Here is a 20,121-nt window from a genome sequence, read left to right on the forward strand (position 1 = left end):
GGCCGATGTCAGGCCCGTTATTCCGTCGTGCCGGTCTGCATCGTCCAGCCATCGCGGTTTTGGGGCGGGAGCAGCTCACGGTCCCGGCAGGCGCGAAGGGAATCCCGTCCGTTCGCGCCCACGTTGTCTTGTGGAGGTTCTCCCGTGTCCGACAAGTCTGATCTGTCCCTGATTCGCAATATCGGTATTACCGCGCACATCGATGCCGGTAAGACCACGACGACCGAGCGCATCCTGTATTACACCGGTGTGTCGCACAAGATCGGTGAAGTCCATGAGGGCAACACCACCACCGATTACATGGCGCAGGAGCGTGAGCGCGGCATTACCATCACGTCCGCTGCCGTGACGTGCGAGTGGGAAGGCCATCGCATCAACATCATCGACACCCCGGGCCACATTGACTTCAACATCGAAGTCAACCGTTCGCTGCGTGTGCTCGATGGCGCGGTGTTCATCATCGAGGGCGTCGCCGGCGTGCAGCCGCAGTCGGAAACCAACTGGCGTCTGGCCGACCGCTATAACGTTCCGCGCATCATCTTCATCAACAAGCTTGACCGCACCGGCGCCGATTTCTATCGCGCGTTCGACACGCTGAAGGAAAAGCTGGACATCGTCGCGATTCCGCTTCAGCTGCCGATCGGCGTGGAAGAGAATTTCATTGGTGTCGTTGACCTGATCGAGATGAAGGCCATCGTCTGGGAAGGCGGCGAACTCGGCGCGAAATTCCATGACGAGGAAATCCCCGCCGACCTGCTGGAAAAGGCGAAGGAAGCCCGTCAGAACCTGCTCGACACCGCGCTGGCCGTCGATGACGCCGCGATGGAAGAATATTTCGACAAGGGTGACGTTGATGTCGCGACGCTGAAGCGCTGCATCAAGAAGGGCACCATTTCGGGTGAATTCCGCCCGGTCCTGTGCGGCACGGCGTTCAAGAACAAGGGCGTCCAGCCGCTGCTTGACGCAGTTATCGACTTCCTGCCCGCGCCTGATGATGTGGCGGGTATCCGCATCGCCCCGCCCGAGGACGAGGAAGTTGACGAAAACAAGCTGCCGATCATCCCGGTCGATCCCGACGGGAAGTTCGCGGGCCTGGCGTTCAAGATCATCAACGACAAGTACGGCACGCTGACATTCGTGCGTGTCTATCGTGGCGTGCTGCGCACTGGTGACACCGTGCTGAACACCACGAAGGGCCATAAGGAACGTATCGGCCGTATCTTCCAGATGCACGCTGACAAGCGTGAGGAACTCAAGGAAGTGCATGCCGGTGACATCGCGGCGTTCGTCGGCCTGAAGGACACCCAGACGGGTGATACCCTTGCCGATGCTGCTGACCCGGTGATCCTGGAGCGCATGACCTTCCCGGTTCCCGTCATCGACATCTCTGTCGAGCCGAAGACGAAGGACGCGGTGGAAAAGATGACGCTGGCGCTGCAGAAGCTGTCCGGTGAAGATCCCTCCCTGCGCCTGAAGACCGATCAGGAAACCGGCCAGACGATTCTGTCGGGCATGGGTGAACTGCATCTCGACATCATCATCGACCGTCTGCGTCGTGAATATGGCGTGGATGCGAACATCGGCGCGCCGCAGGTTGCGTATCGTGAAACGATTTCGCAGGCGCATACCGAAACCTATACCCACAAGAAACAGTCGGGTGGTTCGGGCCAGTTCGCGGAAGTGAAGATCGAGTTCGCACCGGTTGAGCGTAACGAAGGTATTTCGTTCGAAAACAAGGTTGTCGGTGGTTCCGTGCCGCGTGAATACATCCCGGCGGTCGAAAAGGGCATCACCATGCAGGCCAGCACGGGCGTGCTGGCTGGCTTCCCGACGGTGGACTTCAAGTTCACGCTGCTGGACGGGAAGTACCATGACGTTGACTCGTCCGCGCTGGCGTTTGAAATCGCGGCAAAGGCCTGCTTCCGTGAAGGCATGAAGAAGGCCGGTCCGGTCATCCTTGAGCCGATCATGGACGTGGAAATCACCACCCCGAACGATCATGTCGGTGACGTGGTTGGGGATCTGAACCGTCGTCGTGGCATGATCCAGAATCAGGAAAGCTCGGGCTCGACCGTCATGGTGCGCGCGCTGGTGCCCTTGAAGGAAATGTTCGGCTACATCTCTCACCTGCGTTCGATGACCAAGGGTCGTGCATCCTTCACGATGCAGTTCCATCACTATGACCCGGTGCCGCGCAACGTGGCAGAGGAAATCATGTCCAAGTCCGCCTGATCCACGGGCGACAGGACAGACAGGAACGGGCCAGCCTCCTTTGGGGGCTGGCCTTTTTCTTTTTGGCAGGGAAGATGCAGGTGGCAGTCCGTTTCAAAGCGTGGAACAGGTATTGCCTGTCATTTGTCAAAAGGTTCGGGGTTTTGGAACCCGAAGGGTGACGCCATTTCTGGGCTTTTGAAGTTTTTTCAAATAATGCACTGATAAACAAAGATAAAATATCTGGGGTAAGGCTTTGGTTTTTTAAAGGTGACGCCTTTTGTTGCCCGTCGGGTTGGGGCAGCGCCCCCTGATGGACAGGCAGAGGTGACGGATGGCCTTGCGGGCCGCGCTGCCCTTGTGGCTGCCGACATTGTCGGGCCGACGGGCAGGAGATTACAGGTCCGGCCCGTTCAAACCGTCTCTTATGTGGTCTGGGCCATGTTTTCGGCTGGCCTTTGCAAAGGATCAGGGTGGCCCATCGTCATGCGATGATGAGGCAAGGCGTCAGGACAGCGCCCAGCTATCACCCACCTGTATGGCGCGGCCATCGTCGCGCAGCTTTTCCAGATGTGCGCGCAGGTTGAGTAATGCCGCCCGCCGCAGGCCGGGGCGCAGGTGATGATAGGCGGCATCGACGATCTGGTCTGTCGTGCGTGGCTGTGCCAGCAACAGTGCCGCGATGCTTTCATGCCGCGACAGGCGGTGTCCAAGCAGCCCGCGCATGCAGGATTCCGGCTGTTCAATTACCGGCCCATGTGCCGAAAGCAGTAGGCGTGGCCGACGTCGCAGCAGGCGTTCCATACTGTCGAGGAACATTTGCACCGATCCATGCGGGGCAGGGGGGATCAGCGTTGTTGACCATCCCATCACATGGTCGCCCGTCAGGATGATGCCATCGGCGGTTTCCAGGCAGATGTGATCCGTCGCATGGCCGGGGGTGTGCAGGACCCGCAACCCCGCGACCATGTCCAGATCATGCAGCCCTATATCGGGTGTGAATGTTGGTTCTGCGCTGCGGTGCCAGGCATGGATGGGGGCGCCGGTGCGATGTGACAGCGGTGCAGCCCCGTCAAGGTGGTCGTGGTGCGTATGCGTCAGAAGGATATGCGTCAACGCCCGACCGTTGAGCGCATGCACCACCGCGTCGAGATGTCCTTCATCCGCAACTCCGGGGTCAATGACGGCGCATCCCCCCGCATGATCGACAATCCATGTGTTGGTCCCGTTTCCGGTCATGGGACCGGGATTGTTGGCCACCACGCGGCGGATCGCGGGTGTCGCCGCGATCGCCACGCCATAGGGCGGCGGTGCTTCCACCACGCGCCAGTCATATCGCGACATGATTCAGCCAAAGGCCCCGACATGGTGCATCACGCCGGTGCTGATTTCGCGCACCAGTGTGAACAGCCGTTGCATCGGTTCGAAAATTTCCGTGTATTCGCGCATATACGTCCCTTCATCGCGGGGTCCGTGCGGTTCATGGAAATCCAGGTCGAAGCTGCGGTCCGCGTGATAGGGGAAGATATGCTCCAGCTCCTTCAGCACATCGGGGATTTCGAGGCACAGGACCTTCGCCGTCAGCACGTCGCGGGTGAACGCATTGCGCGGCGCAAAATACGGGATCCGGGTGGACAGCATCCATATCTGTTCAATGATGGCGATGCGGATGGCATGCAGCAGCATTTCATCCGCCTCCATCCGTGGTGCGCTGGGCCATGCGTTGCGTAACGCCAGATGGTCCGATTGCAGGCGGCGGAACATGGATTGCGTACAGGCCCAGAAATCCAGCCGTTCCAGCCCGTGCATCAGCGTCAGGCACGCATCCTGCCGTTTCGGGTCGTGATGCGCCGTTGCGCGTTGCAACCACATGTCCGGGTCCAGCAGCCGGATCACACCACGCAGGACGCCGTCGCTGGAATGGGCCAGGCCATGGGCGGCGAAATCCAGCGCACGGCGAAAACGCGGGCTGTCGTTCAGGTAACGCTCGAACGTATCGGGATGACGCGCGGCCGCCGTGCCCAGCCCCTGCAACGTATTGGCGCACCAGCCAAGCTGCTGGAGGATGGCGTTGTTGGGGATGGCGCGCAACTGGCTGGGATGGCGGATGCGCGTGGTGATGGCGGCCGTATCGCTCTGCCGGGCGGAGGGGCGTGAACCCGTCTTGTCGATCAGAGACGGCCCGAACGCACCCAGCAGCGCGGCATAGCCTGGATCCTCCACCAGTCCTGTCATGCCGCGCGCGATGGCGGAAAAGAAGTCGGCAGAGAAATCGGGTTCGTCGTAAACCGGGTCTTCGTCGATGGAGGTCGTGGCAAAGGCGTGTTCCGCGATCACGCTGACGGTTGCATCCGCAAGTGGCTGCGTCCCGAACAGGAGGTAGCCATCCCCTCCCTGAAAGGCCGTTTCCTCGCGCAGGCGAATGCCTGCCTGCAGGAAACGCATGCGCGCATGCGGGGGGGAGAGATAGTCGAAACGTTCGGTAAGGCTGTAGGGATGTGCCCCGCGGCCGATGCTTTCCCCATGGGTGTCGAACAGGATGACTTCCACAAAGGCGAGGTCCCATTGCCGCAGAAGGTCGCAGACCTTCAGCCGCAGCCGTTCGATCAGGTAGGTCGCGGCAAGCTGTCCCACATAACGTCCCGAATCCGAAAAACCGAATTGCAGGCTCAGCTTGCGCGTACGATGCAGGTAGGCACGCCAGTGCGGTGAATGCAGCGCTTCTTCGATCAGGTGTTCCCCCTGTTCCAGCGCGTCCTGCGTTTCAAACAGGGGGGAGATTTCGATCATGTCTTCCACGCCCAGCAGGCGCGCAAGCCACAGTGCCGTCAGCAGCGTATAGCCGGTTTCCGTTTCCGCGATCAGGAAACGGATGGGCGTGGTGCGGTCGATATGGTGCAGGATCTGGCGCACCGTCATCATCAGCCGCCCCGCCGTTGACTGTTCCACCAGCAGGGAGCCGAAATCAATGTCGATTGGCTGCGTCGTATCCAGCGCCTCGTCAATGCGTGCGATCAGGGCGCGACGCTGGGCATGGATATCGGGATTGTCGGTAATGCCCAGGCGCTGGCGGGCGACATTGTGTAATTGCGTGGAATTGAGGCGTACATGCGTATGCGCCGCCGACAGGCCATGGGCCATGAAACCCGCGCGTGCGACCGCCAGCGTCATCTTGTCGTCCGGCGTCGCGGCATCAATGGCTTCGGCAAAAGTGGGGGCGAGGTCGTTGCTGCTGGTCATGGCCTCTTCGCGGCGGCCGATCAGGACCGCGGCAAAATCGGCCACCGCCTGCGGGTCGGCACTGCCGGGGCATGCGGCGATCTGTGCCTCCACCGCCTGTATGGCGCGATTGACGCGTTCGTGCAGGTCATTGGGGACGGAGGCGACGGGGCCAATCTGTGCATTCAGGCGGGTTAACTGCATGTGCTTCATGCGCAGCCGCAGCCGCAGCGTGTCCCACCACCCGATATCGGTGCGTCCGTCCGTGTCGTATCCGACCCAGCTTGTCATGATAATGGGACGCGGCGCCAGCGTGGCCCAAAGTTGCGGCCAGTGTGCCCGTGCCTCGGTCAGGAGAACCCGCGTCAGGCGATCGAGTGCATTGCGCCCGCGCAGGATCGCCTGCGTCGCCAGCGTGAATTCCTCATCCAGCGTCGGCGGCGCGGCGCGGCGATGCGTTATGAATGCCGGGACATCGGTCGGGGGCTGCTGCGGGTTTTGCGTCGCCATGTCGGCAAGGCAGTCATAGACGGGGGTGGCCAGCGCAAACGTGGGATGCGCGGTGAATACGGCGGCAAAGCGGCTGCGTTCGGTCGCGGCGCGGAACCGGGCGATGGGCACCGGGCTGTCATTTGGGTCGGGCTGCATGATGCGGCGCGCCACGTCACGCATGCGCTGGTCGATGACGGCATCATCCACCCCCCCGACATACGCGGCGATATGGCAGGCGCGGCGGGCGAACGCGGCGTCGCGCAGGCGGCGGACCCAGGCCTCCAGCGCGTCGGTCGACAGGCTGCCCCGGTCGATCTGCTGTCCGATGCTGCGTGCCAGCGTCATGACCGGGTTGTCGGAAAGGGCAGGGATCGCCACAAGTTCGCGGGCCTGCTGCTGCAGCATGTCTGTTGCATGAGGGGCAGAGGCCTGGGACATCAGAAGATCCTGTCTTGAAAATTGCATGATGTACCAACGTCCCATGTTCGCGGTCGCTTCGCAATCGCCACAAGGTTGTGTTCACGTGTATTTGGAGGTTCCCCACCACGACATCTTGGGTCTGGGGACACACAATGGTATCAAAAGGTTCATGAACGACATTCCACAAGCCGACAGGGATGCCTGGCGCGTCCTACAACGTTACAAATGGTCGGCAACCGGGCTGCTCGTCGGGATGGCGGGCCTGACGGTCGCGGGCTATGCCCTGCCGGCATCGGGGGTGATGGCTGACCATGCATGGCTCGACGTCCTGCGTTCTGGGGCAAAGGCCGGGGTGGTCGGCGGGCTTGCGGACTGGTTTGCGGTCACGGCCCTGTTCCGCCGCCCCATGGGGCTGCCCATTCCCCATACTGCCATCCTGCCCGCGCAGCAGGAACGCCTGGCCCAGGCGCTCGGGCGGTTCGTTTCCACCAACGTCTTTACCGAAAAGGATGTGGCGGTGGCGATGCAGCGCATCGACCTGCCCAGCGTCATTGGCGACGTCCTGAAGGACCCGGAGACCATTTCCACCGTGAACCGCGCGGTTATCGGCGCGGTGCCGCACATGTTGGACCGGCTGGAGGACGGGCGGGCCAGCAATGCGATCTCCCGTCTGGTGCCCAGCCTGCTGGGTGGGGAGGAAATCGCCCCCATCATGATCCGCAGCATGCGTGCGCTGGTTGATGGGGACCGCCATCAGGAGGTGCTGTCCTTCCTGCTCATGCGGCTCAAGGACGGGTTGAAGTCCAAGGAACCCTCCCTGCGCAAGATGATCGAGGAGCGCGTGCGCGAACAGGGCGGGCGCATCCTTGGCTGGGCCATTGGTGGTTCCATCGCCACCAAGGTCCTGACCGCGGCAAGCGAGGAGCTGGACCGGGTTGACCCGCAGAACTCTGAACTGCGCGAAGGATTTACCGCATGGGTCCGCTCAGAGATCGACCGGATCGAACAGGACCCCGAACGCCGCCGTGACCTGACGGGCACGATCATGGGCGTCCTGTCGCATGACAGCATCCGGGGATGGAGTGGGGATATCTGGCACCGTCTGCGGCAGGTGATCGAAACCGACATCGCCCGGGGGGAGGAGGGATGGACCGCATCCATCGTGCGTGACGCGTTGCAGCGTTTGTCAGAGCAGATGTACCATGATGCACAGATGCGCCAGCGCGTGAACAATGCGGCGCAGCGCATGGTCAACAGCAGCCTGCCGTTCCTGCGCGACAGCATGTCACGTTTTATTGCTTCGGTCGTTGCGGGGTGGGACGCGAACGCCTTGAGCGACCGGCTCGAACTGCGGGTCGGGCGCGATCTGCAGTATGTACGCTTCAACGGGACGCTGGTCGGGTTTCTGGCCGGATGCGGCCTGTCGGTGTTACTACAGCTTATATTCGGCACCGGTATCGGCTAGGAAAGTATCATGATGGTGCAAATGAACTTGACGAACCGCGGCAGGTGTCCCATCTGGAACTGAGTAAATCAGTACCAGTCTGGTCCATTTAACGTCGGACGTGACAGGTACGGGAGAGCAGGATGCTGAAACTTTCAAAACTGACCGATTATGCCGTCGTGGCCCTGGTCCGTCTTGGACAGAAAGAGGAAGTCACGACCTCATCCCGTGCTGTCGCGTTCCACCGGCATCCCGGAACCGACCATCGCCAAGGTGCTCAAGGTGCTGGCCGCGCAGGGGATCGTCATTTCACAGCGCGGGGCGCGCGGCGGGTATCGCCTTGCGCGTCCGCTGGCGCAGATTTCGGTTGCGGCCGTGATACAGGCGATCGACGGGCCGATCTCGCTGACGACCTGCGTGGATGGGGGGGAATGCGACGCACGGTCGAAATGCGGGCTGGTGGGGCAGTGGGATGCGGTCAACGGTGCGATCCTTGATGCGCTGTCGTCCATTTCATTGTCCGACATGCAGAACCATACAGTGACATCCCGGCGGGCCCCCGATGCCCCGTCCGCGGCCCTCGGCCCCCTGGCCACGGCCTGACAGGAGGAGTGAAGACACATGCCAGCAGTTGCCGAGACCCGCAAGACAGTCGAGACACTGGGCCAGAACACCTATAAATGGGGGTTCGAGACCGATATCGAGATGGATATCGCGCCAAAGGGCCTGAATGAAGACATCATCCGCCTGATCTCCACCCGCAAGAACGAGCCGGAATGGATGCTGGACTGGCGGCTGAAGGCCTATCATGCCTGGCTGCAGATGTCTGAGCCGACATGGGCGAAGGTCAGTCACCCGCCCATTGATTATCAGGACGTGCATTATTACGCCGCGCCGAAGAAGAAGCCGGGTCCGAAATCCCTGGACGAAGTCGATCCCGAACTGCTGCGCACCTATGAAAAGCTGGGTATTCCTCTGCATGAGCAGGCGCTGCTTGCCGGCGTGGAAGTGCCCGAAGGGGAGGAGGCGCGCCCCCCCATCGCGGTGGATGCCGTATTCGACAGCGTGTCGGTCGCGACCACCTTTCGCAAGACCCTGTCCGAAGCGGGCGTGATCTTCTGCCCCATTTCAGAGGCCGTGCAGGAACATCCCGACCTGGTGCGCAAATACCTTGGCAGTGTCGTGCCGGTGACGGACAATTTCTATGCCGCGCTGAATGCCGCCGTCTTTACCGACGGGTCGTTCGTGTTCGTACCAAAGGGCGTGCGCTGCCCGATGGAGCTTTCGACCTATTTCCGCATCAATGCCCGCAATACCGGGCAGTTCGAACGCACCCTGATCGTGGTGGAGGACGGGGCGTCCGTTTCCTACCTTGAGGGCTGCACCGCGCCGATGCGTGATGAAAACCAGCTTCATGCCGCCGTGGTCGAACTGGTGGCGATGGAAGATGCGTCGATCAAGTATTCCACGGTCCAGAACTGGTATCCGGGGGATGAAAACGGGCGTGGCGGCATCTACAACTTCGTGACCAAGCGCGGCGCGTGCCGTGGCGCACGGTCCAAGATTTCGTGGACGCAGGTGGAAACCGGTTCCGCCATCACATGGAAATATCCGTCATGTATCCTCCAGGGCGAAGGATCGGTGGGGGAGTTCTATTCCGTGGCGGTGACCAATAACCACCAGCAGGCCGATACCGGCACGAAGATGATCCATATCGGGCGCAATACGCGTTCGACCATCATCGCCAAGACCATCAGTGCGGGACAGTCCGACAGTACCTATCGCGGGCTGGTGCGCATGATGCCCAAGGCATCGGGCGGGCGCAATTTCACGCAATGTGACAGCCTGCTGATCGGGGATCGCTGCGGGGCGCATACGGTGCCCTATATCGAAAATCGCAACATGTCCGCCAGCATCGAACATGAAGCAACCACATCCAAGATTTCCGACGACCAGCTGTTCTACTGCCGCCAGCGCGGCCTGTCGGAAGAGGACGCCGTTGGCCTGATCGTCAACGGGTTCTGCAAGGATGTGCTTAAGGAACTGCCGATGGAATTCGCCGTGGAAGCACAAAAGCTTCTGCAGATCAGCCTTGAAGGCAGCGTCGGTTGAACAGGGATTATAGAGACGTGAGTAACGAATTTGTAAGGATCGACGGCCTGTGTGCCCGTATTTCGGATGCCGGGACGCCCAAGGAAATCCTGCGCGGTGTCGATCTGGAAATCCCCGCGGGCGAAGTCCATGCCATCATGGGGCCGAACGGGTCGGGCAAGTCCACGCTGTCCTATGTCCTTGCCGGACGTGAGGATTACGAGGTCACGGGCGGAAGCGCATCGTTCAAGGGACAGGACCTGCTGGCGCTGGAGCCAGAGGAACGCGCGGCCCTTGGGCTGTTCCTCGCGTTTCAGGCTCCGGTGGAACTGCCCGGTGTGAACAACGCCAATTTCCTGCGCACCGCCGTCAATGCCGTGCGCCGTGCCCGCGGGCAGGAGGAACTGGACGCGGTCGGTTTCCTCAAGGCCGTGCGCAAGGAGACAAAGCACCTGTCGATGTCCGACGACATGCTCAAGCGTAACGTCAATGTCGGGTTTTCCGGTGGGGAAAAGAAGCGCAACGAAGTGCTTCAGATGCGTATGCTCCAGCCGTCCTTCGCCATCCTTGACGAAACCGACAGCGGGCTGGACATTGACGCCCTGCGCATTGTGGCCGAGGGCGTGAATTCGCTGCGTTCCCCCGATTTTTCGGCGCTGGTCATCACCCATCACCAACGCCTGCTTGACTATATCGTCCCGGATCGCATCCATGTCATGGCCAAGGGGCGCATCATCCACAGCGGTGGTCCCGAACTGGCCCGCGAACTGGAGGCCCAGGGTTACGCCAAGTTCCTGGCGGAGGCGGCGTGAACGCCATCGCACCGGTCGGGATCAGTGCTGGCGCCTTCCTCGGCCGGGGAAAAGGGGATGGGCCGGAACGCCGTGCGGCGGCGGCCTTCCTGACGCAGGCGGGCCTGCCGCGTGCAGGCGTGGAGGCATGGAAATACACTTCCCTGCGTCATTTCGCGGATGTGCCCTATGCCACGCCCCCCGCGCAGGTTGATGCGGCGGAGGTCGCGCGCCTGCTGGCGACGGTGGAAACCGTGTCCGGGCTTGGCGCGGGGACATCGCGCATCGTCCTTGTCAACGGACGTTTCGATGCATCGCTGTCGCGACTGCCGCAGGGCGTACATGTCACGGCGTTCGCGGCTGACCCGGTTTTTGCCGACTGGATCGATCCCTGCGGCGACGTGGGCACCGCGCTGAATACCGTCATGGCGGATGACGGCGCGGTCGTGCGGGTGGATGCAGGCGTGGACGCGGGGGCGCTGCTGCTGGTCAGCATCGCGGTGGCAGGTGACGCCCCGATCTCGTTCCATCCGCGCCATCGCATCGACCTTGGCGCCGGTGCACGCCTTGCGGTGCTGGAGGCCACGGTTGGCGTCGGGAACTACCTGCATAATCCTGTATTCGAGGTCCGGGTGACTGAGGGCGCGCGTCTGACGCATGCCCGCCTGCAGGCCGAGGGGCAGCAGGCATCGCAGATCGCCGTGACCCATGCGCAGGTGGCGTCAGACGGGCTGTATGACAGTTTCAACCTGACCCTTGGCGCATTGCTCAGCCGGCATGAAGTGCATGCCGCCCTGCTTGGCGAACGGGCCTGTGTGCATGTCAATGGTGCGCAACTGCTTGATGCGAAGCAGCATGGCGACCTGAGCAGCATCATTACCCATGCGGCCCCCAACTGTGTTTCGCGCCAGACGGTCAAGAACGTGCTGGCCGGTCATGCGCGCGGCGTGTTTCAGGGCAAGATTCATGTGGAGCGCATCGCCCAGAAGACCGATGGCTACCAGATGAACCAGGCGCTGTTGCTGTCGGATACGGCGGAAATCGACGCCAAGCCCGAACTTGAAATCTACGCCGATGACGTCAAGTGCAGCCACGGTGCGACCGTGGGCGCGATTGACCCGGAACAGCTTTTCTACCTGCGCAGCCGTGGCATTACGCTGTCGGATGCGCGTTCGATGCTGATCCGTGCCTTTTTGCATGACGTGGTGCACCTGCTGGAGGATACGCGCCTGCGGGACAGCCTCGACCTGGCGGTCGAGGCGTGGTGGAACCAGAGGAACGCGTGATGGACAAGACCCTGTCAAAGACGGTGGACCGGGCGGATGCCCTGCGTCACCTGCGGGCCGATTTCCCGATCCTGTCGCAGCAGGTGCATGGAAAGCCGCTCGTCTTCCTCGACAGTGCGGCATCGGCGCAGAAACCACGTCAGGTCATCGATGCGATGGCTGACACGATGCGCATGCAGTATGCGAACATCCATCGCGGGCTGTACTGGATGAGCGAGCGTACGACCGAGGCATATGAGGCCGTGCGCGACCAGGTCGCGGCCTTTATCAATGCCGCCGGGCGCGAGGAAATCGTGTTCACCCGTAACAGCACGGAGGCCATCAACCTCGTCGCGCATTCCTATGGTTCGCTGCTCAAACCAGGGCAGGCGGTCGTGATTTCCGAAATGGAGCATCACGCCAATCTGGTGCCGTGGCAGATGTTGCGTGACCGTGCCGGCATCGAACTGCGTGTCGCTGCCGTGACCGATCGTGGCGAACTGGATATGGCGTCCCTGTCACGCACACTTGCCGATGGCAAAGTGGCGCTGGTGGCTGTCACCCATATGTCCAATGTGCTGGGTACCATTACCGATGCCCGCGCCATAGCGGACATGGCGCATGCAGCCGGTGCGCGTGTGCTGTTTGACGGCAGCCAGCTTGCGGTGCATCGCCGCGTTGATGTGCAGGCGCTTGATGCTGATTTCTATGTCGTGACGGGACACAAGCTGTACGGACCGACCGGGGTTGGTTTCCTGTGGGCGCGGCGCGAACTGCTGGAGGCGATGCCGCCCTTTATGGGGGGCGGGGACATGATTTCTTCCGTCACGTTCGAAAAATCGACATGGGCACCTGTCCCGCACAAGTTCGAAGCCGGAACCCCCGCGATTGTCGAGGTCATCGGCCTGGGTGCGGCGCTGTCCTATATTGATGCCATCGGGTTTGATGCCATTGGCGCGCATGAAGCCGCGCTGACGGATCACGCACTGGAACGGTTGGGCGTGGTGACAGGACTGAACTTCGTCGGTACGGCCCGGGACCGGGGGGGGGTCATTTCCTTTACGATGGATGATGTCCACCCCCATGACATCGCGACGCTGCTGGATCGCAATGGCATTGCCGTGCGTGCTGGTCATCACTGCGCCGAACCGCTGATGCGCCGCATGGGGCTGAGTGCTACGGCGCGTGCAAGTTTCGGGATCTATACCACGCGGGAGGAAATCGACTTCCTTGCGCGCACCCTTGAACAAATTCGCAAGTTCTTTGTGTAAGGGTGCGATGAGCAGGGGGGCGTGATGACGCAGGAGGATCTTTATCGTCGTCTGGTTGTCGAGCGTGCCCGCACCCCCATGTTCGGGGGGGAAGTCGAGGATGCGCAGATGCGTGGCGAAGGTACGAATCCATTATGTGGTGATCGGGTGCGTCTGACGGCGAGCATGACACCAGGGGGGCGGATTGCCGCCGTGCGTCATGAAACCCGTGGTTGCGCCATCTGTGCGGCATCAGCAGACCTGATGGCCGAACATGTGACCGGCCATGATCCCGCGTGGGTGGCGGAATTGGGCGCGGTGTTCGAGGCAATGTTGAAAACCGGGCACCCGGTCGAGGCGGCAGGGGATCTGGCGGTATTCGCCCCCCTGCACCAGTACCGTTCGCGCATCCGTTGCGCGACCCTGCCATGGACCGCACTGACCGCCATGCTGAATGATTTGAAAGACAGGTAAAGCGTCATGGAAGTGAAATCCGACGATACGCGATCCGTCCCCGAACGGGAAAAAACGCAGGACCCTGCGGCTTTCTCGCTGACGGAAGACCATGCCCCGGCAGGGGAAGGGGAGGTCATGTCTGTCTGGACCCCTGATGGCGCGCAGCCTGTGGCGCGCACGACCGATGGCATGGCGTCGGAAGATGCGGTGATCGAGGCGATCGCAACTGTCTTTGACCCGGAAATCCCGGTCAATATCTATGAACTGGGGCTGATTTACGCCATCGACCTGCATGATGATGGTACCGTCAAGATTGAAATGACCCTGACGGCCCCCAATTGTCCAAGTGCGCAGGAGCTTCCTGCGCAGGTCAAGGAAGCGGTCGAAAAGATTGACGAGGTCAGCACCGCCACGGTCGAAATCGTGTGGGAGCCGCCATGGGACATGTCGCGTATGAGCGAGGATGCCCGCCTGACCCTGAACATGTTCTGATCCACGGGAATACAGCCATGACAACCCATACCGATCCCGCCCCTGCCACAACGGCCCCCACGACGGCTGCACGCCGTGAGCTGCCGCCCTTGATGACGCTGACGGATCGCGCGGCAAAACGCCTTGTTTCCCTTTACGCCAATGCCCATGCCGGGCAATTGCTGCGGATCGGCATTTCGACTAAAGGCTGCTCCGGTCATGCCTATGACATGTCATTCGTCAATGAGGCAGGACCAGGGGATGAAGTGGTCCGCGATCATGGTGTCACCCTGCTGGTGGATCGCAAGGCAACGTTGTTCCTGATCGGGTCGGTGATGGATTACGAGGTCAAGCAGCTTGAAGCGGGCTTCACATTTTCCAACCCCAATGAAAAAGGGCGTTGCGGTTGTGGTGAAAGCTTCCACGTCTAGAGATTGTTTGAAAACAACTCTTTGATAAAAAAGAAAAGTTTTTGGGTGCCGCCTTTTTTCGAAAAGGCGGCGTCTTCTGAAGCTTTTCAGAAAAAGCCTCACCAAAAAACCTTTATAATTTCAGGATGTTATTGAGACTCACTTTTCAAACAGTCTTCTGGGGGCTGTTTGGAAATGACCCGCCGATGAAAGAAGAAAAAGCTTCAGCCATCGGTGGCCTGTCAGAAGATTCAGGGCCAGCACTTTGTAAGCGCGGCATTGTTGGGTCCGCGCTGTTTCAGCGGCGTCGTGGTGGGGCTGGTCGGGTGAACAGGCATACGCTCTCGACCTCGGTGGACCACAGGAACTGGTCGATTACCGTCAGACGGTCCAGCCGGTATCCGGCCTGTCGCAATGCTGTTGCATCGCGGCGCAGGGCGGTGGGGTTGCAACTGACATAAATGACATTCAGTGGCTTGCCATCGGTAATCTGATGAAGCTGCGCGCCCGCGCCGGCATGAGGGGGGTCCAGCACGACCGCCCCAGCCTTTGCCAGGACAGCACCCATGACCGGCTGCCGGTTGAGGTCGCGATGGAATGGTTGCACACGTGTGCCGCCACATGCCTGTTTCAGGCAGGCAAAGGCGGCTGCGTCCCCTTCATGGGCCATGACCCGTCCCCGTTCGGCAAGGGCGAAGGACAGCGTGCCGCATCCGGCATAAAGTTCGATAATATCTCCCTTGAGCCGCTTGGTCGGCAGGGCCTCGAGAATGGCGCGCCGGATTGTGTCCTCACCCGCCCGACTGGGCTGAAGGAAAGCACCCGGCGGCGGTGCCGTGCGCACACCGGAAAATTCATGCCATACCCCACCCGTCTGTGCTGCGGTTTCCGGGATGTCGTGACTGCCCTGGGGACGCCACGAAATCCGTGGAATACGCTGGCTGGCTGCAAACTGCGCCAGGATACGGCGGTCATCAGGGCCAAGCGGGCCATCCGTGGCCAGCAGCAGGTCCGGTCCACTGTCGAGCATATTGATCTGCAGGTCCCCGCCACGCCGGATGGCAGGCAGCGAATGCAGCATTGGCCGCAGGAGGGGAAGCAGCGCGAACAGCGCGGGTTCCAGCACGTGGCATTGGGTCATGTCCACGACCTCGCCACGTTTGCGATGCAGCCCGATGACCATGCCCTGTTCCGTGCGGGCAAAGGCAAGATCCACCCGACGGCGTGTCAGTGGCGCCCCCTGCCATGAAGTCACGGGAATCGGGTCGGTATAGCCTGCGCCATGCAGGGCACGCAGGACGGTGTCCGTCTTCCACCGCAATGACAGGGGCAGGGACATATACTGCACGGAGCATCCGCCACATCGTCCGAACAGGTCGCAGGGCGGATCAACCCGGTCGGCGGAGGGATGGAGGATTTTTTCCAACCGTGCCCTGCCGTCCCCTGTCGGAAGAACGGTAACGTCCTCGCCGGGGAGTGTGCCCGCGACGAACAGGGCAGCACCATCAGGCAGGCGTGCAAGACCATGCCCTTCCGTGCCAAGGGCATCGATATGAACCTGCATGATTTCAGACACGGGCAAAGTCTTTCGGGTCAGTCCGGCCGGATTTCATCCTCGGGCGTGGGGATGACAGGCACCGTGCGACGCGGCAGCAGCATGAAGGCGGGGATATCACCGCCAAACCCGGCCTGGGGCCGCTCGTTGCCATGTTCTTCGCGGGCATGGGCCGTTGCCGCGTGGCGCGGCGGGGATGCCGGACGCGCTGGTGGCGCCGTGGTGGCGGATACAGCCGTGGGGGCAACGGCATTGCGCGATTCGACTGCTGGCTTGCGCGATGGCGCAGAGGTCTTGCCAGTGGGCGCGGGCGCCTGTGGTGTTGTACGCACTTCAGCAGGCTTGCCACCACGTTTGCGGCCACGCGGGCGTGGTTCATCAGACCATTCGGTCTGGTCGATTCCCTTGACCTCCAGCCGGACGATTGGCTTACCGGTCAGTTTTTCGATCGCTTCGGCTAACGGCTGCTCATAAGGGGTCGCAAGGCTGTAGGCATGGCCGGTGCGGCCTGCGCGGCCCGTGCGACCGATGCGGTGGACATAATCCTCCGCATGGAACGGCAGGTCGAAATTGAAGACATGCGACAGCCCGCCGATATCAATCCCGCGCGCGGCGATGTCAGAGCAGACGAGGATCTTGAGTTCGCCAGACTTGAACGCCTCCAGCGTGGAAAAGCGTAGCGACTGTGGCAGGTCGCCATGCAGTGCCCCGGCCGAAAACCCATGCTTGAGCAGGGATTTGCACAAGACGTCCACGTCGCGCTTGCGATTGCAAAAGATGATCGCGTTTTGCATGTCGCTCTCGCGCAGCAGCTTGCGCAGGGCACGACGCTTGTCATCTTCTTCCACGATCACCAGTCCCGTCTCGATGGTGGACGCGACCGAAGAGGGGCGGCTGACGGTGATTTCTTTGGGGTTGTGCAGGAACATGTCCGCCAGGCGACGGATTTCCGGTGCCATCGTGGCAGAGAAGAAAAGCGTCTGGCGTATCGGCGACAGCATGCTGACGATCTTCTCGATATCGGGGATGAACCCCATGTCGAGCATGCGGTCTGCCTCGTCAATAACCAGCAGCTTCGTCTGCGTCAGCAACAGGCCACCGCGTTCGAACAGGTCAATCAGCCGCCCCGGAGTCGCAATCAGGACGTCAACGCCGCGATTGAGGGCCTCTTTCTGCTCCGCCATGCTTTCGCCACCAATCAGCAGCGCATGTGTCAGCTTGAGGTGCTTGCCATAATTGACGAAGTTTTCCGCCACCTGAAGCGCCAGTTCGCGCGTGGGCTCCAGAATGAGGGAGCGCGGCATGCGGGCCCGGGCACGTGAGCCGGACAGGATTTCCAGCATGGGCAGCGTGAAGGACGCGGTCTTGCCCGTGCCCGTCTGCGCCACGCCCAGAACATCGCGCCCCATCAGGATATAGGGAATCGCCTGCGCCTGAATGGGGGTGGGATGGCGATAGCCCATCTCATCGATCGCCTGCTGGATCGGCGCGGACAGACCCAGTTCGGAAAACAGCGGCTGTGGCGCGTCTTCCGTTTCCGGAGGGGTAACGATTTCAATGTCGGATATCGGCATTATGTCGCCTGCGGTCGCGGCAACGCGCCGGCCCACCTTGGCGGAACCGGCCGGAGCGGATGTCGTGTTCTTCTTGGCGCTCAAAATTCTCTCGAACGTGTCAGTGGTGAGGTCCCGTCCGGATTGCTACCATACCGCCTATCAGGTTAGCGCGCCTGATCGCCTGCAGCAACGCAGGGGCCTGTGGACCAAGGGCGAATCCCTACATTCCACACGTCCCCTGCCTATCTGCATCCCGTATGAAAATCAAGGATGCCTGTGCGCATGTGCATCAGTTATTTGGGCATTTACCTCTGCTGGGCATGCCCGCTGCTGTGGCAAGGTGCCTCAGAACGGGTGGGCAAGGGATGCCGTAATGATCGTCAGCACCCCAAGGCCGATATTGATGAGGATCTGTGAGCGGATCGAATCGAACATCGCCGGTTGCGGGCGCATGGCGCGGCGGGCCTTCTGGTACGGGCCGAAATAGATCCGTGCGAAAATCAGGGCCATCATCAGGCCCAGCAACTGCATCAGGTTGATCTGCCACGCGATTGCTGCGAATCCGCCTTCGTGCAGGATCATCAGCCACCCCGTCACCAGCACCATCGGCATGACATGCCATACGATGCGGAAGAAGCGGTTGAGTGTCTGCAGATGGACGGACACGCGGGGGATGGCGTCAAGCAGGCCGAGACTCGGTCGGAGTACGAACACGGCATAGATCATGCCGCCCACCCATGCGGCCATGCCAAGAAGGTGAACGGCGAGCACAAGGCTCCAGAGAATGGAGTGGGACATGACGCCTCCGGTTTGGAAAACGATGGGACGGGCGAATGCGTATCCGGCATGGCGCCCATCGGGAAAGCATGGACGGTTGTTTCCCGATTTTGCGTCCATAATGCAAGATATTGCATGCCGTCGGGCATATTTTGCCCCATCTGCCTCCATGCCCGGATATCCCGGCCCGCAGGCAGGCCATGCACGCAGGGGGACCGATCATGAATGACGCCGCATACAGACTGCTTCTTCCCGATCCGGCGCAGATGGGGCGTGTGGATGCCCTTGCCGCGCGGGTGGTGCCGATTCGCACGTTGATGGAACATGCGGGGCGCGCGGTGGAACGTGCGGTGCGTCGTCATGTGCGGCCGTGCCGCGTGCTTGTGCTGTGTGGTCCGGGGAACAATGGGGGGGATGGCTATGTCGCCGCGCGCCGTCTGGCGCAGGCCGGATGGCCCGTCAGTGTCGCGGCCCTTGCGCCGCCGCGGCCGGGTGGCGACGCGGCGGCCGCCGCCGCGCTGTGGTCGGGGCCCATGGTGCCGTTCGATGTCGCGCAGGTGGGGCGGTTCGACCTTGTGATCGATGCGGTATTCGGCGCGGGCCTGTCACGCGCGGTGGAAGGAGAGGTCGCCGATGTGCTGCGTGCGGCGCGGCGGCTCATCGCCATCGACATGCCCACGGGTGTGGACGGGGCGACCGGGGCGGTGCGCGGTTATGCCCCGGCCGCGGAACTGACGGTCACGTTTTGCAGGCCCAGGCCGGGGCATCTCCTGCTGCCGGGGCGGGAGTTGTGCGGACGGTGCGAAGTGGCGGATATCGGCATTCCCGAAAATGCCGTGGGGCAGGTGGGCGTGCGGACATGGCGCAATGCGCCGGGCCTGTGGCAGGTGCCGCATTGCGGGGTGGAGAGTTATAAATACAGCCGTGGTGTCGTCAGTATATGTGGTGGCGCGCAGATGCCCGGTGCGGCGCGGCTTTCGGCGGCGGGCGCGCGGGGCAGCGGCGCCGGGCTGGTGCGGCTGGCGGTGGGGGGTGCTGCCGACCTGTACCGCATGCAGGTCCCGGCGGGCCTGATTGTGGATGCCGCACCGTTGACCGACCTTCTGGCCGACGCCCGGCGCAGGGTATGGGTCTGTGGCCCCGGCCTGACGGTGGAGGAGGTGGGCAGCGTCTTTCCCGTGCTGGTGGAGGCCGGGCGGCAGGTTGTGGCGGATGCTGGGGCATTTTCCATGGCGGCGGGGCGGCCCGGCCTTTTGCGTGGGGCGGCCGTCGTCACCCCCCACGCAGGGGAGTTCGCGCGTGTGTTCGGCCATCCCGGTGATGATCGCCTGGGTGCGGCGCGCGCGGCGGCGGTCCTGATTGATGCCGTGGTGGTGATGAAGGGGCCGGATACGATCATCGCCGCCCCGGATGGGCGGGTTGCGATCAACGATCATGCGACGCCCGTGCTGGGTACTGCGGGGTCAGGCGATACGCTGAGCGGGATCATCGCCGCCATGCTGGCTGCGGGCATGCCCGCGTGGGAGGGGGCATGCGCGGCCGTGTGGCTGCATGGAGAGGCCGCGATGCGCGCGGGGCCATGGCCCATTGCGGAGCAGTTCGACCTGCATCTGGGTGAGGCGCGCGCAAAGGCCGAGGCGGAAGGGCAAAAAAAGCACGGCTGAGAGTGTGTTATTCTGGTTCGCATCTTGCCCCGATGGCTACTCTGCGCTA

The 20,121-nt window shown here is 62.0% G+C and carries 15 protein-coding genes and 1 pseudogene; 11 read left to right on the top strand and 5 right to left on the bottom strand.

The window, feature by feature from the left end:
- The first annotated feature begins 144 nt into the window (after nucleotides 1–144).
- Entirely contained in the window at nucleotides 145–2,232 is a 2,088-nt protein-coding gene (gene fusA, locus IFJ82_RS05955; protein ID WP_003620779.1) for an elongation factor G, read from the top strand.
- A gap of 486 nt (nucleotides 2,233–2,718) precedes the next feature.
- On the opposite strand, the gene IFJ82_RS05960 is transcribed toward fusA, so the two are convergent.
- A complete protein-coding gene (locus IFJ82_RS05960) occupies nucleotides 2,719–3,555 on the bottom strand; it encodes an MBL fold metallo-hydrolase (protein WP_192265914.1) in 837 nt (278 codons plus the stop codon).
- A 3-nt stretch (nucleotides 3,556–3,558) separates the two neighbouring features.
- The gene (locus IFJ82_RS05965; protein WP_192265916.1) at nucleotides 3,559–6,360 is read right to left on the bottom strand and encodes a phosphoenolpyruvate carboxylase; all 2,802 of its coding nucleotides are present in this window, start codon (nucleotides 6,358–6,360) and stop codon (nucleotides 3,559–3,561) included.
- A 151-nt stretch (nucleotides 6,361–6,511) separates the two neighbouring features.
- Here IFJ82_RS05965 and IFJ82_RS05970 point away from each other — a divergent pair, with 151 nt between their 5' ends.
- The 9 genes and pseudogenes from IFJ82_RS05970 (at nucleotide 6,512) to IFJ82_RS06010 (ending at nucleotide 14,541) form a co-directional block, all read left to right on the top strand.
- Nucleotides 6,512–7,807 (top strand): DUF445 domain-containing protein, encoded by a 1,296-nt coding sequence (locus IFJ82_RS05970; RefSeq protein WP_003620773.1) that lies wholly within the window; start codon nucleotides 6,512–6,514, stop codon nucleotides 7,805–7,807.
- 122 nt (nucleotides 7,808–7,929) lie between these two features.
- A pseudogene (locus IFJ82_RS05975) lies at nucleotides 7,930–8,389 on the top strand (SUF system Fe-S cluster assembly regulator).
- Between the two features lie 18 nt (nucleotides 8,390–8,407).
- Nucleotides 8,408–9,898 (top strand): Fe-S cluster assembly protein SufB, encoded by a 1,491-nt coding sequence (gene sufB, locus IFJ82_RS05980; protein ID WP_192265918.1) that lies wholly within the window; start codon nucleotides 8,408–8,410, stop codon nucleotides 9,896–9,898.
- A gap of 17 nt (nucleotides 9,899–9,915) precedes the next feature.
- A complete protein-coding gene (gene sufC / locus IFJ82_RS05985) occupies nucleotides 9,916–10,689 on the top strand; it encodes a Fe-S cluster assembly ATPase SufC (RefSeq protein WP_003620767.1) in 774 nt (257 codons plus the stop codon).
- Nucleotides 10,686–11,954, top strand: a complete 1,269-nt coding sequence (gene sufD / locus IFJ82_RS05990) for a Fe-S cluster assembly protein SufD (protein ID WP_003620765.1) — start codon at nucleotides 10,686–10,688, stop codon at nucleotides 11,952–11,954. The genes sufC and sufD overlap by 4 nt, the downstream gene beginning before the upstream one ends.
- On the top strand, nucleotides 11,954–13,204 hold the full coding sequence (locus IFJ82_RS05995) for a cysteine desulfurase (protein ID WP_192265920.1): 1,251 nt from the start codon (nucleotides 11,954–11,956) through the stop codon (nucleotides 13,202–13,204). The genes sufD and IFJ82_RS05995 overlap by 1 nt, the downstream gene beginning before the upstream one ends.
- A 24-nt stretch (nucleotides 13,205–13,228) precedes the next feature.
- Nucleotides 13,229–13,657 (top strand): Fe-S cluster assembly sulfur transfer protein SufU, encoded by a 429-nt coding sequence (gene sufU / locus IFJ82_RS06000; protein ID WP_075595086.1) that lies wholly within the window; start codon nucleotides 13,229–13,231, stop codon nucleotides 13,655–13,657.
- A gap of 6 nt (nucleotides 13,658–13,663) precedes the next feature.
- A complete protein-coding gene (locus tag IFJ82_RS06005) occupies nucleotides 13,664–14,131 on the top strand; it encodes an SUF system Fe-S cluster assembly protein (protein WP_192265929.1) in 468 nt (155 codons plus the stop codon).
- A gap of 17 nt (nucleotides 14,132–14,148) precedes the next feature.
- A complete protein-coding gene (locus tag IFJ82_RS06010) occupies nucleotides 14,149–14,541 on the top strand; it encodes a HesB/IscA family protein (protein WP_003620759.1) in 393 nt (130 codons plus the stop codon).
- 277 nt (nucleotides 14,542–14,818) lie between these two features.
- Here the strand turns inward: IFJ82_RS06010 and IFJ82_RS06015 are convergent, their stop codons facing one another.
- From IFJ82_RS06015 to IFJ82_RS06025, 3 genes are all read right to left on the bottom strand, one after another.
- On the bottom strand, nucleotides 14,819–16,084 hold the full coding sequence (locus tag IFJ82_RS06015) for a class I SAM-dependent RNA methyltransferase (RefSeq protein ID WP_192265931.1): 1,266 nt from the start codon (nucleotides 16,082–16,084) through the stop codon (nucleotides 14,819–14,821).
- A gap of 29 nt (nucleotides 16,085–16,113) precedes the next feature.
- Nucleotides 16,114–17,733, bottom strand: coding sequence for a DEAD/DEAH box helicase (locus IFJ82_RS06020; RefSeq protein WP_192265934.1), 1,620 nt, complete (start codon nucleotides 17,731–17,733; stop codon nucleotides 16,114–16,116).
- Nucleotides 17,734–17,976: 243 nt separating this feature from the next.
- Complete coding sequence (locus tag IFJ82_RS06025) at nucleotides 17,977–18,429, bottom strand: CopD family protein (protein WP_192265936.1); 453 nt, start codon at nucleotides 18,427–18,429, stop codon at nucleotides 17,977–17,979.
- A 200-nt stretch (nucleotides 18,430–18,629) separates the two neighbouring features.
- Between IFJ82_RS06025 and IFJ82_RS06030 the strand changes: the two genes are divergently transcribed.
- Entirely contained in the window at nucleotides 18,630–20,072 is a 1,443-nt protein-coding gene (locus tag IFJ82_RS06030; RefSeq protein ID WP_192265938.1) for an NAD(P)H-hydrate dehydratase, read from the top strand.
- Nucleotides 20,073–20,121: the final 49 nt, after the last annotated feature.

The organism is Novacetimonas hansenii, assembly GCF_014843995.1.
Taxonomy (GTDB): Bacteria; Pseudomonadota; Alphaproteobacteria; order Acetobacterales; family Acetobacteraceae; genus Novacetimonas; species Novacetimonas hansenii.